The organism is Geodermatophilus sp. SYSU D00815 (genome assembly GCF_054050035.1).
Genome location: NZ_JBJGYO010000006.1, coordinates 44,012 through 58,144, shown reverse-complemented (window position 1 = coordinate 58,144; position 14,133 = coordinate 44,012). Strand labels below are relative to the sequence as shown.

Below are 14,133 nucleotides of genomic sequence, written 5' to 3'. Positions count from 1 at the left end.
CACGGTCAGAAGAGCGGCAACTCCTCGGCGCGCAACTCGGCACCGTCAATGTGGCTCCGAATGAGACGTTCCGCGAGGTCGGCGTACTCGGCCTGCTGCTCAACGACGACAGCGTTCAGATGAAGATCCACAGCGGCCATCGCCGTTGTGCCGGAGCCCCCGAAGGGGTCCAGTACCCACTCACCAGGCGATAGGCCACGCAGGAAGAGCTTGGCTAGATCGACCGGATAAGGCGCCGTGTGTCCGTGCGTGTTTTGCCCGCGAACCATCTTCCACACTGGCTTGATTGCTGCCGTCGACCTCCACTCCGCGGGTAGATCGGCGCCAGGCCCCGGCTTCCGGAAGAGTAGGACGTGCTCCCAGCAGTTGAAGGGCGACTGGTAGAAGGGCGAGAAGTTGCCGCCGTTGAAGCCACGCTTCCCTTCAATGTCCCCCTTGTCCCAGGGGGTATTTCCAAGGAACTCGAACCCCGCTCGACGAAACAGGTCGACTGTCAGGCCAGCCAGCGTAAGCCGACGCCTCCCCATGTCTGAGAAAACGACCACATTGTCGTTGTCGAAGTAGTCGAAGATGTTGTATGCGTATACACCGCCGGGCTTCAAGACGCGCAAAACCTCACGCGCGATCACCCCCATGTCATGCAAGTAGCAGTAGAGGTTGGGCCACTGCGAGTATTCGCGCGCGTTGTAGTACGGCGGGGATGTAACGGCTCGGGAGAACCAGTTCTCTGGCAACAGTGGCAGCACTTCTCCCGAGTCCCCCCTGATCACCTGCCATGGACCCTCGGGCGTCAAACTACCGTCCTCTGGCCGCGGCCGCCGCGGACTTAGCGCATAACGCTTGAAGAACGCGGCATCGTCGACGGCTGATGCATTACCACTGGGCAGTTCGTCAGTGAACACGACCTTGCGATCAAACGTCCCAGTCTCCGGCTCGCTGAGACCCGACACCGCTACGACGTCGCCCCGCTTGGAGTAGTGCTGAATGAGCGTCTCCACGATCTCGGTCTCCGTGGCGCCAGCGACGACATCACGCTGCCAGCGGCGGACACTTGACACCGCAATCTCGTTTGCAGGGTCCATAATCGCAGACTGCTTCATCAGGGCCCTGAAGTCGTAACGCTTACCTCGGTTGTAGATGCTGCGATCGGGACACAGTGGGTTTCGACACTCCCAGCTCTTCACCCCGAGCGCTGGGTAAGAATTGCCCTCCACCCGCTCGGACCGACAGCCGGGGCAAGGAAGAAGGGTCTCATCCCGGTCATTCTTCTGAAAGAGGACAAGTGCACGCGCTACCTCGCCGGACCCCTCGGTAAGCACAAAGGTGTCCCGATAGCTAAAGCCCTCGTTCCCCAGTTCGAATCGCGCTCCGGGGTCCGATGCCGCCGGGACATGCAGAACGGTGGCCTGCTCCACCGCCTTCCATCGGAAGTACCCACGGGGAATCGGGCGCTCAAGGAAGCGCTCACCGACGTAGGAGAGATCACTCGCCAACTCCCAGCCGTGAGTCCACCGGCGTCCGTCCACGCGGATGCACACTGCAAGAAAGCCGTAGTTGTCGAGCTCTTCCCATTCGCCGGCCAGCCAGTCCAACATCTGCTGACGCGTCTTCAAGAAGCTCGTCCGCTCTTCGGGGACATCGACAAACCGGATTACCAGCGACCGGTTCCGCTCAAACAGGGCAGGGCTCAGCGACGCCAGCATCTCCAGGTACGGCATCCCCGCGAACTGCTTCGCCTCGGCAGGGCCGAAGTAGGAAAAGAGTTCACTCTCACCCCACAGCGACCACACCAGGGGCCCGGCGGCGGCGCTTGCGACATCCTCCTCGACCGACCGACCGTGAGCCTTGCGGAGTTTGGTCGGGTGCGCGATCTCGTTCCCGAGGTGGTTCCTCGTCTCCTCTTGCCTGATCGGCTCACACTTCGAGACGAGCTCGGTGCGCAAGCCTTCTGGGACTCCGTAGCTATCGAGGAGGACGGAGAAGCGCTGAACGTCTGACGTGTTGACCGCCCACTCCAGAGCACGCTTCTGCGGGTAGTTGAAGGTCACACCCCGGCGAGCGGCACGGGCGTAGATCGTCTTGAGGGTCGGCGAGTTCAGAGCCAGCTTCTGGTTCATCCGCCCGTAGAACGCGGCGCGGCTCTTGTCCCAGCCCTCCCGAGACGGCCCAAGCTCGGCGATCAAGGCCGCTAGGCCAGCGAGGACAGCCTCATCGGGAGGCGTGTCGATGCCGCTCAGGTCCGCCAGCAGACGGCAGAAGGCGTCAACGGAGGCGACCCGGTCAGGCGTCGGCGGCTTCACAGGCTCATCCTCCCAGCGGCTGCCGACAATGCCGGGAACGACGCGGTTTGGGGGTATGCCCCGTCTGCGTACCGGTACACAGTTGCCCGGCTGACGCCGAGGGTCTTGGCGATGGTGGTGACGTCGAAGCCGCCTTCGCGCATCCTGCGTGCGGTTTCCGCCTGGCTGGGGCTGAGAGCCCGAGGCCGACCCACCTGCCGGCCTCTGGCCTGAGCCGCCTCACGGGCCGCTGCGGCTCGCTCCTTGATCAACTCTCGCTCGTACTCCGCCAAGGCCGCGAAGATGGCCGCCTGCAACCGTCCGGCCGCGGTGGAGAAGTCCAGCCCCTCGCGCAAGCTCTTGATGTTGATCCCACGGTCCTGCAGTTCCTCGACAGTGCGGACCATGTGGGACAGCGACCGGCCGAGCCGGTCCATGGCCACTACCACGAGGGTGTCCCCTTCGCGGGCGTAGGCGAGCAAGTCACGCAGTCCTGGACGATCCGATCGCACGCCGGACAATACGTCGGTGTAGATGCGCGCCGGGTCGACGCCGGCAGCAACGAGAGCGTCAACCTGCTGGTCGGTCGTCTGCTTCCGCGTCGATACGCGCGTGTAACCGAGTAGTTGGTTTCTCATGCTGACAGACATCAAAACTCGGGGACGATGTCAAATGTGAGACGTCATTTTGTGGACGGACTTCTGAACGGCTGGTCGGCCCGGACAACGCGACCACAAGCAGCGTCGAGGCGGGTGTCCAAAAGCAAGCTAACGGACAGGCACTCTTAGTGCCGGCCTCAGAGCCGATCGATCCAGGTGTCCTCGTCACGGTTGTCCCATGAGGACGTCGAGGGCTGTTGCGACGCTGGCGGAGGACCGAGTCGCTCCACGACGCGCATCCCTTCCGCACGAGTCAGCGATCGCAACGACTCAACGGGCCGGCCAGCAGCTGTCTCGATAGCCCGCTGACGCTCGGACATGGTCGTCAGGCCGTGAGCGGTCAGGGTCTTCCTAAGAAGATCCACCTGCCAGTCGGCAATCGGAGGCTCCGCGTGAACCGGCTGGACTGGCTGGACCGGTTCATCCGGTTGGTCGTCGCCGAAGAGGGAGAGGTCAGCTGACACGGACGCCATGCTAGGAGCACGGAGCGGTCAGACCCGACCTTGGCCGCTAGGCGTACCGCTGCCGCTCCTCGGGCGTAAGCCAAGGCCAGTGAAGGATGCGGTAGATCGACTCCTCGGTTCCGTCGTCAAGCTGCTCACCCGTCTCGCGGTCGGTTAGCCCGTTCTGTGACAGCGCTAGACCCATGGCCTTGGCCCTCGCCCGTTGCCTGAGGTTGAGCTGCATTGGACCTGTGAAGAAGGCCAGCATGGCGCCGCGCGACTCGGGCTTCGCAGACCAGACGTCGACGTGCAGCGGTCCGTCTGCGATCGCGATGTCGCCGTTGGCCACGCGGGCGCCGCGCCGCTGCCAGGTCACGGATTCGGGGAGGATGACACCCGGATCAAGAAGGTCGGGAGCTAGCGTGCCGGCTTCTGTGATCACCAGAATGTCGATATCGCCGATCATTTCCGCGCCACGACGCCAACTGCCGCCCACGTGCACCTCTAGGCCCGGGTTGCCGTCAGCCAGCTCGGTGAGGATTCGCGCGACGAAGGGTGCGACCGCTTCTCTCGGGCGGCGCTTCTTCTCCGACCGCCAGCCATTCTGTCTGCTCACCTTGGCATTTTACGCTTGGAGGTTGCCGAATGGCGGTTTCGGTCGAATGGCTCAGGCGGTGGGCAGAATGGCTCGCGGCCGTCGTGCAGCTTGGCGTAGAGGGCGCGGTCGAGCCACATTCTGTGCCACTGCTCGGAGTGGTCGGGGTACAGTTGCGCGACCAGGGCTAGCACCTGCTTCCGACGCTGCGCCGGCCATTCCGACCAGTAATCCACCTCGCCGTTGTCCAGACCCCCGCTGAGCCCGCGGACCACCCATCCCGGTGACCTGCCCGCCCGAGCCTTCATAGGTGATTGGACGGGATTGGCGGCCCGCGGACCCAGCGCGGGCCTGGTCACGGCTCGACGGGACGCGGGCGGACGCGGGCGGACAGGGGCGCGCCGTCAGTGCCGATGGCCTGGGCCATGAGGTCAGCCAGGTCGGACAGCCGCAGCACCGCGTAGGCATCGGACACCTCCCGACCACGGCGAGCGATGATCGCCGCCGCCATTGGGTCCCCGGGAGCGGCCTTGGCCTCGGCCACGACAGCGTCCAACGACGTGCTCAGCTCGATGTTGGCGACGTTTCGGGCGGTCATCGTGAAGCCGGGCACCCCAGCCAGGTCGCCGGCCTCGTCCTTCCGCGCCGGCCGCGCGTCGTGCAGGCCCCAGTCGCGAAGCAGCAGCGCGACCGCGTTCATGAAGGAGTGGCTGCGCCAGCGCTGACTGCGGCTGCCCGGCAGGTCGTCCACGTTGGTCACTGGCGGGCCTCGCCGTCACGGTGCTTGATCTCCTGGAGGGTGCGCGAGGTTGAACCCGAGGGGCCGAACTCCACGTCGACCCGGCGGCGAGCCTCGCGGCGCTCCTCGGGGTCGACCACGGCCAGCGCCTCGGCGATAGCCCGACGGCGGGCGTCCTCCCACGCAGGGCTGCCCGGCTCCATGCGGAGCTGACCCTCCGGCCAGGGGCCGCGGCGGCAGACCTCCTGACCGTTGCGGGTGTAGGCGTCGGCGCTCGTGTCCAGCCAGTCCAGCCAGCAGACGCCGTTCCGGTCCCGGTTGGCCTCGCGGACCTCGGGGGTCACGGTCAACTCGTCGCCGTAGCGGAACACCCGGCCCACGCCGAGGGTGCTCAGGCTGGTGGGGACGGACATGGCCGACACGAAGTGGATGAGGGGGTGGTCGGTCGGCTCGGTGGTGGTCACTGGGCGATCTCCCTGGTGATGGTGGGGACGGGATGCTGCAGAGGGCGCTGGTCGAGCAGCGTCCGGAGGCTGTCGGCCAACTCGTCGTGGCCCAAGCGGTCCAGCTCAAGGGCCAGCAGCCCGGCCAGCGCGGGGGCCTCTCGGGCCACCTTGACGACGGCGAGGATGAGGGCCCGCGCCTCCTGGAGCTGCTCGACGATCTCCTCATGGGTCACGCCGAGGACGGAGGTCAGCTCGCCGATCACCTCGCGCTCAGCCCGGAGAGCCGCCAGGACCGTGCGCGAGTCGCCCCGGGCCTCTCCGCGCTCCCGCTGCTCAGCGGCGGCGTCGGCCAGCGCCACCAGCCGCACGGCGAAGTCCGCGACGTGGGCTCGGGCTATCCGGCGCTTCTCGGGGCTGACGTGGTTGCGGAAGTGCCGGTGGCCTGCGCTTGGCCAGTGTGGCAGCCCAGCGCTGACCGACACCGACTGAATGGACTCGCCCTGGAGGACCCGGACCTCCAGCTGCTCTCGGTCGTGTCGGGCGCACCATGCGCAGGGACGAGACACGGTTCAGCGTCCGAGGGACGGGAAGCTGCGGTCGTTGGACCGGGTACCGGACAGGCCCAGCTCGCCGGCCAACTCGCCGTAGCGGTCGATCTCCCGCTCGGTGCTCAGGGGAGCGCCGCGCCGGGCCGGCTGACCCGGGGCGCGGACGTAGCCCATCTCGGCGGCGAGGCCGGTCAGGCGGTCGACCTCATGCCGTGCCCGGACTGTGCCGAGCTCGGCCACCTTGCCGCGCTCGCCCAGCTTGAAGCGGAGGGGCTGGCGGCTGGACAGGTCGCTCACGGCGTCTCCTCGTGGTTGGAGCCCCGGCGGCAGGAGGACCGCCGGGGCGGCTTGGGTGCCGGGCCCGCTGGCCGCCGTCCGGGAGCTGCTCAGCGGACGGACGGCGGCCACCCCTGCAGCGGGCCCGACGAGGTACACATCGGCCACAGCAGGTCCGGACCCCTGGAAGCGGTGGTCCGGGTGCTCGTCGAGCCGAGAGCTGTAGCCCCCGACCGAGCAGCACGACGGAGAGGAGCGTGGGGCCGGCCGGGCGGCCCGTGTCGGGTATGTAGTTCAGGGCAACCGTCGGTGTGACGGCGCCGGCCGGGAGCCGCTGACCCGGGGGAGCGCACCGGAGGTCGACCAGAGCGTCCAGCCCGCCGGCGGTGGCCTCTAGGGCGACGACTTCGCCCATGCAGTCGTCCGGGTCCTCGTTGTTCGCTGCCTGGACGGGCACGTAGCCGGACGCCCGTGCGGCGAAGTTGGCCCAGAGGGCGTCGAGGAGGTCGGCGTCGACCGCGAGCTGGGAGCCGGTGACCGGATCCGTGTAGCTGCCCGCGGCCAGGAGCCGGCGACGGTACAAGGTGCCGTGCGGCGTGGCGCAGAGCGGCAGCCAGTCGCCCTGGTCGCCGCGGGGCGGCGGAAGGGTGACCCGGCCATAAGCCAGCGTCAGGAGGTCCACACAGGGTGATACGGCCCCGCGCTCCCCGGACCCAGCCCCTCGTGCGCGCTGGTTCGCGCGCTCTCTGGACTGTCAGGAAACGGACACGGACAGGCCCTCCCTACCCGTGATCGAGAGCGTGCGTGACCACGGGTAGGACGGCGTGTCCGAGTCCGTCCCTGCCTGGCAGGTGTCCGGTATCCGGGGCGGGGGCTCTCCCATGCACACACCCGCCGGCCACGAGCTGTTCAGGCCCGCACCAGGAACTACGGCCACAGTTATCCCGGACCCCGCGTAGTGCCAAATTCGCTGAACGCCGCTGGAGCACTTCGTGCGCGGTCGGCCCAGCTGCCCCCAGCGGCAGGGCTGCTGACCGCCGGTTGAGCCTGTCGGGGGCCGCGTCTAATGCCACGGCTGGGCACCGTCCTGGGCGCCGCCGTCGTCCTCCGGCTCGGGAGCAGAACCTTCCGGCCACATACTGCAGTGCCGATTGAGGGCTGCACCGGAAGCGCTGAACGTGAGGCAGGACGCGTGCTCAGGTGAAGGATTCCCCGTACGAGGTCACGGCCTCACTAGCCCAATGAGCTGATCAACCGTCAGCCACGGCTGATACCGATGGATGATTCGGTGGCAGTTGCTGCACAGCAGCGCGAGCTCGTGCAGCTTGGTCCGGGTTCTGCCGGTGACGTGCAAGGGCGTCCGGTGATGAACCTCGATGTACTGCCGGCCGCGCTCGCCGTAGGTCTGCTCGAAGTCGAAGCCACAGACCTCGCACGCCACCTCGCCGCCGGCGGCCCGAACGGCGTCGATCTTCTGCTGGCGAAGCTTGGGATCGCGCTCCCGCACGATCTGAATGCGCTCAAGGACGCGGCCCTCGTCAGCGGAAGCGCCGAGGTCCACGTCGGGCAGCGGGGCGGCGACCTCCGGCGCGTCGATCGCGGCCCGGATGGCGGCGGCCCGCTGCGCCATGCCGGCCGGGTCTGCCAGGAACTGCTCAAGCACAGCGCGGTCGAGCTTGTTGCCCTTCGTTGGCGCGCCGGTCGTGTCCGGGTGCTGGGTGTAGATGTCCGAGGTCTTGCGGGCGACCCCGTTGGGATTGCGGAACCGCGGACCGCGCAGTTCGACGGGATGCCGGGAGTACCGCTGGAGCAGGTCCGACAGCTCGACGACCTCGGGCCGGCTTGCGCGCAGCTCCTTCCAGCCGTTGCGCGCCACAAGATCGCAGGCCAGCACGATCTCATCCTCGGTCCAGTCCGGATTCGGCTCGGTCACTACGAACCCCAGCCCCCGCAGCACCCTGGCCGCCGCCGCGTCGCCACCGGAGAAGTCCGAAGCCGAGAGAGGCTCACCATGTCGGTGCCCGTGAGCTGCCGCGAGCAGCACCTTGGAGTCATAGAACTGGCCGCCGTGCCTGACGAAGTAGTCACGCGCGGGGCCGAAGCCGTACTCCGAGTACTTGGCTAGAAAAGCTTCCTGGCCGAGCGCATCGAAGTCCTCGATCGCAGCTAGCACGTCTTCACGGGTCGCGTCGGGCTGTGGCACTCGCGGAGGCTAACTGCCGGGCAGACGGAACCGGCGTACCTGACGGGGTGCCACTGGTCCCGCCCGCACGCGACGACCGGCTCACGGGGAGCGTGTGCTCATGCCGACCGAGGGGCGCTGAGCCATAGCTCACACCGTGGCAGCCGCCTGCATGGTTATGCATCACGGTGCATGGATCGATGAATTTCTTCAAGGCGGGCTCGCGCACAACAATCATTAATCAATGAAATAGCGCCATGCATAAGTATTCCGCCGAAACGTAGCCCTTCCGTCACGCACTGTTCGACTCGCCTATCGCCGCGGATCCACCTCTTGCAAATGGCCGCCGAGCGTGGTCGAGTACCGCGTCACAAGCCCCGCTGGGGGGCTGTGAACGGAGGACGGGAATGGCGCACGACGGCACGAGAGTGCGACTACTAGCTGACGAGTTCCTCAACCTGGAAGGAGGGAAGACGCAGATCGCAGTACTGCAGGGCAAGCCGGCACTAGAGGCTGATCGCATCGGCCAACTCGGCCAGCTGGCCAATCTCGTGGAGCGAAGCGAGACCTCGCTAAAGGAAGCCATCCTGGTCTATCAAGTATTTGACGGCCAGGCGGTCGAGGGTGCCTCCTACACCGCCCACCTGGAAGCTGCGCGGGCCGGCCGGGGCCGCGAATGGCTTGCGACGAAGGTGCGGGAAGGGAAGTGGCGGGTGAACGACCTACGAGCGGACCTCGGATACGCACGCAAGTACAACCCCAGTTCGCTCGACCGCATTATGTCCGAGAAGCCGGCCAGCGAGCTGACCGAAGTGCTGACGCGCCACCTGGCCGAGCGCCCGGAAATCCTGCGAGGCCTAGCCGCCCACCAAGCGACGCGTCGTCGCTTCGACGAGGCCCGCACACGGGTGGCCGACGAGGAGCTAAGGACCGCCGGCGTGCGCCCGGGTCTTCGGGACCCCGACCTGACACAGCCGAGTGCAGTCGGGGATGCCCTCGCTGACCTCGGGCGCGCGAAGGTAAGCCTGCGGGCTGCAGTGAGCGCACTCGAGGACGTCGGACTCGGAGCGGAAGACCGTGACTCCCTCAGTGCGGCGCTGCGTGGTGTGGAGCAGTGGACGACCGCGCTTCGGCGGCAAGTCATGGGTTCCGACCTGGACGTGCAACTGCATGGGCTGCTTGACGAGACGAGCGCGTCGTGACTCAGACACCTCCGCGCCCTCGCCGCGGCACGCCGCCAGTCAACGAGCAGCTAATGGAGTTGTGGGCATTCGCTCTTGACCGACGGCAATTCACGAAGCAAGAGGCTATCGACGAGATGCCCTACCTTGAACACACATTCGAGGATCGGTACAGGGATCTGAAGATTGGTGACGGCCCGCTTGTTCTGGATTGCGAGCTGGGATTTGGAGTTTATGAAGTGCTCGACCCTAATGAGAATGCCGAACGGCTCAACGAGATTAACATGAGCCAGCAGAAGACCTTGCTGACGCGGGATGTCACGCGATGCGCTGTGGGCCGGAGGAAATACAGAAACCTGAGAGATGCCGTGCAAACTGACGATGCTCGTCAACTGACATACGACGCCGCCGAGGAGTGGGAGGACCTTCGGGCTCGCATCCGGGACCGTATTCGCATCGTCCGCCGGATCGGCCGCCGATTGGGATATGCCGACGGAGAGCTAGACAAGCTGGTGGCGGCCGCTTGGGATGAGTACTACATGGAAGTGGAGGCTCCGTGACCCTAGCCTCAGTCGAGGGCCGCTCGTCCCTAAAGCAAAGAAGGCTGGTTTCCTCCTCGTGAGCCGGCGGAAGGCACCGTGCCCCTACCCAAGTGCGCGGCATCTCCTAGCGGCAAGTAGAGGCACCCAGAGACACAGGGAGCCAGTGTGCCCGAAGGCCTTCTGAATCTCCGAGGTGGTCAGCCCGTCATCCGGTATGCCGCACGTACGCCCCTCGATGCAGTACTACGGCCACGACGAGCCCGGACCCGTGTCGCGCCGACTCTCCTCAGCGCCTCTGGAGCACTTGGTACGCGGCCGGCCCCAACTCCCCCCGCGACGGGCATTGCTGACCGCCAGGGGAGGCTGTCGCAGGCCGCATTCAGCCCGCGTGGACGCCGGGGAGTTGCAAGTCAGCCTCGAATGGCGTACGCACCACGCGGCACGGGAGGGACCCGGCCGGAGAGGAACACCATGCAGGACAAGACCGCGAAGGGCGACCCGACTCCTCGCAAGCTGATCGTCAGCGTCGAGCTGGACGTGACGGAGGGACCGCGGCTCCGGAAGAACATGACCGGCGTCGAGCTGCAGCAGGTGCTCGGGGACAAGGCCGAGGCCTTCGTCCGCAACATCGCGGAGGGCGACCTCGGTCTCAAGGCGCGGGAGTCGCGCACGCGGGTCCAGTGGCAGTACGCGTGGCTGGACAACACCCGGCCTCGCTGCTTCACGGCAGAGCACGGTCCCGGCGACCACCTCAACTACGAGGACCCGGTCGGCTGACCTCTCAGCGAGGGCCCGGCCGCCTTCGGGTGGCCGGGCCCTCGCCGCAGCTGGTGAGCCCGCGCCCGCTCACCGCTTCGTGAGCTGGACGGCGGTTGCGTTCACTGTGACCGCAAATCGTCCCCATCGTCCTCGTCCCGCCTGCCCGAAGTTCCTTCCGGCCACATACTGCGGTGCCGATTGAGGGCTACCCGAGCGGCGTCCCACGGCAAAGCGTCGAGCGGACAGGCGAGGCGGTCACCGCAGAGCAGCGGCTGTGGGCAGTCATCGCAGGCCGAACCGATGTCCGACTTGCAGCTGCGTCGGTTGCTCGCCTGCTGTGCGGCGGTCGACCACTTGAGGTTGCCGGGCAAGTAGCCGCGATCGTTGTCGATGCGGTCGAGGCTCGCCCCTCTCGGCCGCGGGCCCAGGTTCACCCGCACCCACTCGAAGAAGGCGACCGGATCGTCCACCCACTCGGAGTACAGCCGGATCCCGCGCCCGCCGTAGTCCGCGTACCGCTCGTGGCGAGCCTGGTGACACCGGGCGCGAGCGTGCTTCCAGGTGTCGTAGAGAGGGTGCTCGGAGGCTGGGCGACTTACACCGTGCGCGTCTATCCAGCGCCGGTGCCTCGTGAAGTTCGCACGGGCGACCTCTGCCGCCTTCCGCCGCTGCTGGGAGCGACGATCCGGTTCGGGTAGATCGGGCAGGTTCTCGTGGCTCATCTCCCTTGTACGGGTTTGACGCCCTGGCCATCAACGTCACCACCGACGGTCCCCTGAGCGCCGGTGGAGCGGCCCCGCGGATCCGAGGCCAGTTGCCCCCCGCTGGAGATCCCGCAGCCGCCGGAGCACCCCGACGTAGGCTGCGTTGGGCACGGACTACACCGCCGCCATCTCGTCGTCGCCCTCGCTCAGCCACGGCGCACGCACATGGACCACGTCGACGCGCCCGCTCCCGCGCCCGGGGTTCACCGTCACCGTGATGAGCTGCCGAACCAGGGTGCGGCGTTGGGCGAGGGGCAGGCCATCGAAGCGCGACATGAGCGCGCGCTTGTGCTCCGCCACCGCGGCAAAGTCGGCGCGCTTTCCGCGAGGGAGGAGGGCGCTGGTCGCCTCCGCCAGCATCGCGGCACGCGCTGACGCCTGTACGTGCTCGTCCAGCTTGGCCTGTAGCTGGGCCTCCTCCGCCTCCAGCTCATCGAGCTGTCGCCGGGCTGCTGCCTGCCGCCGCGCGCTGCTGCCCCGGACGGCCTCCCGCATGGCGGCGTCGATCTGCGGGCCGATCTGCGCGAGGAGAGCACGGATCCGGCGCACCTCAGCTACTTCGGGGTCGGAGACGTGCCTCTCCTCGGACGGGGCGAACAGGAAGAAGTCGGCCACCGCCTCACGGGCGAGATGGTCGAGTTCCTCGCACTTTATGGCCGCGTGACGCCCCGAGGCCGGTGCGATCCCACCCTTCTTCGCGCAGCGGTAGACCGGCCAACGCTTCCCGCGGCTGGATCCGAGCGCTGAGCGCATCGGAGCGCCGCAGACGCCGCAGAGTGCGATGCCGGCCAGGAGCCAGGTGGGTTCACGCCGGTCGGTCCTGCGCCTGTCCGGGTCGCGAAGGAGCGCGCCCACTGTGTCGAACAGGTCACGGCTGACGATCGGCTCCCAGCGAGGAGGGACGTCAAGCTCGACGCCGCGGTGCATGTAGATGCCTGCGTTGCGGGGCCGCAGGAGGAGCTGTCGCACGGCGGCGTAGGACCAGGTGTCATTGGCCTTGCCCGGCTTCCGGTAGTTGCTGGCCGTCTTGACGCCCTCGGTGTTCCACTTCTTGGCGATGGCGTACAGCGTGCCGCCGTCCATGATGTGCTCGTAGGCCCAGCGCAGCTCGGCCGCCTCAGTCGGGTGGTGGGTGACCCGGTCCGGCATGAAGCCGAACGGGCGCGGCCCGAGCGTGGGCTCACCCCTTGCCCGCTTGGCCGTGTTCGCCCTGAGGACCCGCTCAGAGCGGAGCTGACCTTCTTGGCGAGCCAGGATGCCTCGTATGGAGGACATGAGGAGCCCGCCACTGGTCCTCGGGTCGGTCGCGCCTTCGCTAAGGGTGTGCCAGGTGACGCCGCTGTCGGCGCACGCGATCTGCAGCTCTTCCTTCTCCAGAGGCTGGCGCGTGAAGCGCGTCTCCTCGACCGCCAGGAGCACGTCGAACTTCCGGGCGCGAATGTCCTTGAGGAGCTGCTTCCAGCCGGGCCGATCCTTGAACGTGGACGCGCTGATGCCGTCGTCGGCGTAGATCGCGTCCTCGGCCACCGTCAACCCCAGCCGCTTTGCGAGAGCACGGCAGGCTGCCTCCTGCTCTCCGACCTTGTCCCGGTTCTCCTTCGTGATCGAGATTCGGCAGTAGATGCCTGCTCGACCCGGGTCCGATTGCATGGCCAAACCCTAAACCCGGCAGGCCGGAGTTGAGCGCGATGAGCAGGTCGAGGCACTCCTCCTGGCGCACCTCGCCGACGACGATCCGGGAGGGCCGCATCCGCAGCGCTTCCTTGACCAGCCGGCGCAGCGGGATCTCACCGGCCCCCTCGAGGTTCGGTTGGCGCGTCTGCATCGCGACGACGTCGGGCAGCGGCACCCGCAGCTCGAAGACCTCCTCGCAGGTGATCACCCGCTCCCGGGCGGGGATCGCCGCGCACAGGCAGTTCAGGAGCGTCGTCTTGCCCGCCTGGGTGCCCCCGGAGACCAGGACGTTGAGCCCGGCGGCGACCGCGGCCTCGAGGAAGCGGGCGGCGTGGGCGGTCAGCGTGCCGAGCGCGACGAGCTCGTCGAGGCTGTGCGCCTGCAGCACGAACTTGCGGATGTTCACCGCCATGTGCAGGCGGGTGATGTCGGGGATCACGACGTGCAGCCGCGAGCCGTCGGGCAGCATCGCGTCGACGAACGGCGTCGACATGTCGATCCGCCGGCCGCTCGTGCGCAGCATCCGCTCGACCAGGTCGGCCAGCTCCCCGGGCTCCAGGATCGTCGTCGTCAGCTCGCTGCGGCCCCGGCGGGCGACGAAGACCCGCCCGGGCTCGTTGACCCAGACCTCCTCGACCTCCGGGTCGTCCAGGTAGCGCTGCAGCGGCCCGAACCCGGCCACCCGGTCGAGCACGTCGCGCACGACCGACTCGGGGTCGGCGATCGGCGGCAGCGCCGAGGTCAGCGACCGCTCGGAGTAGTCGGCGACGACGTCGCGCACCAGTACCCGCACCGGGCCGGGGTCTGTGAACGGGTCGAGGCCGCGGCGGCGGATCAGCTCGCGGACCTCCCCGTCGACGACGTCCAGGGCGCTCGGCACGCGCGGGACTGTAAGAGAACCGGGCGGTCCGCGGGCGCGGTCGGTGACGTTCTGTGGACAACCGCACGGCAGGACCACCCGTTCAGGCGACCTCTCCCGGGCAGCCGATCGCCGGGCCCGGGGTCCTGGCTCACCGGTGGCGCTGTTCCTATCCTCGCGGGGACGA

Annotated in this window: 13 protein-coding genes and 1 pseudogene; 3 read left to right on the top strand and 11 right to left on the bottom strand. The window is 67.6% G+C overall.

All coding sequences use genetic code 11. From position 1 onward, the window contains the following. Positions 1–5 precede the first annotated feature (5 nt). From ACI78S_RS08970 to ACI78S_RS08935, 8 genes are all read right to left on the bottom strand, one after another. Complete coding sequence (locus ACI78S_RS08970; RefSeq protein WP_456972338.1) at positions 6–2,300, bottom strand: DNA-methyltransferase; 2,295 nt, start codon at positions 2,298–2,300, stop codon at positions 6–8. Beyond that, positions 2,297–2,929, bottom strand: a complete 633-nt coding sequence (locus ACI78S_RS08965; RefSeq protein WP_456972336.1) for a recombinase family protein — start codon at positions 2,927–2,929, stop codon at positions 2,297–2,299. Before ACI78S_RS08965 ends, ACI78S_RS08970 begins: the two co-directional genes overlap by 4 nt. Positions 2,930–3,448: 519 nt before the next feature. Further along, positions 3,449–3,997, bottom strand: a complete 549-nt coding sequence (locus ACI78S_RS08960) for a hypothetical protein (protein ID WP_456972334.1) — start codon at positions 3,995–3,997, stop codon at positions 3,449–3,451. Positions 3,998–4,331: 334 nt separating this feature from the next. Continuing rightward, the gene (locus ACI78S_RS08955) at positions 4,332–4,736 is read right to left on the bottom strand and encodes a hypothetical protein (protein ID WP_456972332.1); all 405 of its coding nucleotides are present in this window, start codon (positions 4,734–4,736) and stop codon (positions 4,332–4,334) included. Further along, complete coding sequence (locus ACI78S_RS08950) at positions 4,733–5,179, bottom strand: hypothetical protein (RefSeq protein WP_456972330.1); 447 nt, start codon at positions 5,177–5,179, stop codon at positions 4,733–4,735. The genes ACI78S_RS08955 and ACI78S_RS08950 overlap by 4 nt, the downstream gene beginning before the upstream one ends. After that, positions 5,176–5,529 (bottom strand): hypothetical protein, encoded by a 354-nt coding sequence (locus tag ACI78S_RS08945; protein WP_456972328.1) that lies wholly within the window; start codon positions 5,527–5,529, stop codon positions 5,176–5,178. Before ACI78S_RS08945 ends, ACI78S_RS08950 begins: the two co-directional genes overlap by 4 nt. A 201-nt stretch (positions 5,530–5,730) precedes the next feature. After that, on the bottom strand, positions 5,731–6,006 hold the full coding sequence (locus ACI78S_RS08940; RefSeq protein ID WP_456972326.1) for a hypothetical protein: 276 nt from the start codon (positions 6,004–6,006) through the stop codon (positions 5,731–5,733). 1,201 nt (positions 6,007–7,207) lie between these two features. Further along, positions 7,208–8,188: an HNH endonuclease gene (locus ACI78S_RS08935; protein WP_456972324.1), complete on the bottom strand. Its 981-nt coding sequence runs from the start codon at positions 8,186–8,188 to the stop codon at positions 7,208–7,210. A gap of 386 nt (positions 8,189–8,574) precedes the next feature. Between ACI78S_RS08935 and ACI78S_RS08930 the strand changes: the two genes are divergently transcribed. The 3 genes from ACI78S_RS08930 (at position 8,575) to ACI78S_RS08920 (ending at position 10,667) form a co-directional block, all read left to right on the top strand. After that, on the top strand, positions 8,575–9,369 hold the full coding sequence (locus ACI78S_RS08930) for a hypothetical protein (RefSeq protein ID WP_456972322.1): 795 nt from the start codon (positions 8,575–8,577) through the stop codon (positions 9,367–9,369). Beyond that, positions 9,366–9,908: a hypothetical protein gene (locus tag ACI78S_RS08925; RefSeq protein ID WP_456972320.1), complete on the top strand. Its 543-nt coding sequence runs from the start codon at positions 9,366–9,368 to the stop codon at positions 9,906–9,908. Before ACI78S_RS08930 ends, ACI78S_RS08925 begins: the two co-directional genes overlap by 4 nt. A gap of 453 nt (positions 9,909–10,361) precedes the next feature. Further along, positions 10,362–10,667: a hypothetical protein gene (locus ACI78S_RS08920; protein WP_456972318.1), complete on the top strand. Its 306-nt coding sequence runs from the start codon at positions 10,362–10,364 to the stop codon at positions 10,665–10,667. Positions 10,668–10,768: 101 nt separating this feature from the next. Here the strand turns inward: ACI78S_RS08920 and ACI78S_RS08915 are convergent, their stop codons facing one another. The 3 genes and pseudogenes from ACI78S_RS08915 to ACI78S_RS08905 all read right to left on the bottom strand — a co-directional run. Continuing rightward, positions 10,769–11,119, bottom strand: coding sequence for a hypothetical protein (locus ACI78S_RS08915; protein ID WP_456972317.1), 351 nt, complete (start codon positions 11,117–11,119; stop codon positions 10,769–10,771). 408 nt (positions 11,120–11,527) lie between these two features. Beyond that, positions 11,528–13,063, bottom strand: coding sequence for a recombinase family protein (locus ACI78S_RS08910; protein WP_456972315.1), 1,536 nt, complete (start codon positions 13,061–13,063; stop codon positions 11,528–11,530). A gap of 31 nt (positions 13,064–13,094) precedes the next feature. Next, positions 13,095–13,769 (bottom strand): annotated as a pseudogene (locus ACI78S_RS08905) (CpaF family protein); the annotation flags it as partial. Positions 13,770–14,133: the final 364 nt, after the last annotated feature.

Bases quoted from the DNA above. Each gene is read 5' to 3' on its own strand.
- ACI78S_RS08910 (WP_456972315.1), bottom strand. From the start codon at position 13,063: ATGCAATCGGACCCGGGTCGAGCAGGCATCTACTGCCGAATCTCGATC.
- ACI78S_RS08965 (WP_456972336.1), bottom strand. From the start codon at position 2,929: ATGTCTGTCAGCATGAGAAACCAACTACTCGGTTACACGCGCGTATCG.
- ACI78S_RS08920 (WP_456972318.1), top strand. From the start codon at position 10,362: ATGCAGGACAAGACCGCGAAGGGCGACCCGACTCCTCGCAAGCTGATC.
- ACI78S_RS08930 (WP_456972322.1), top strand. From the start codon at position 8,575: ATGGCGCACGACGGCACGAGAGTGCGACTACTAGCTGACGAGTTCCTC.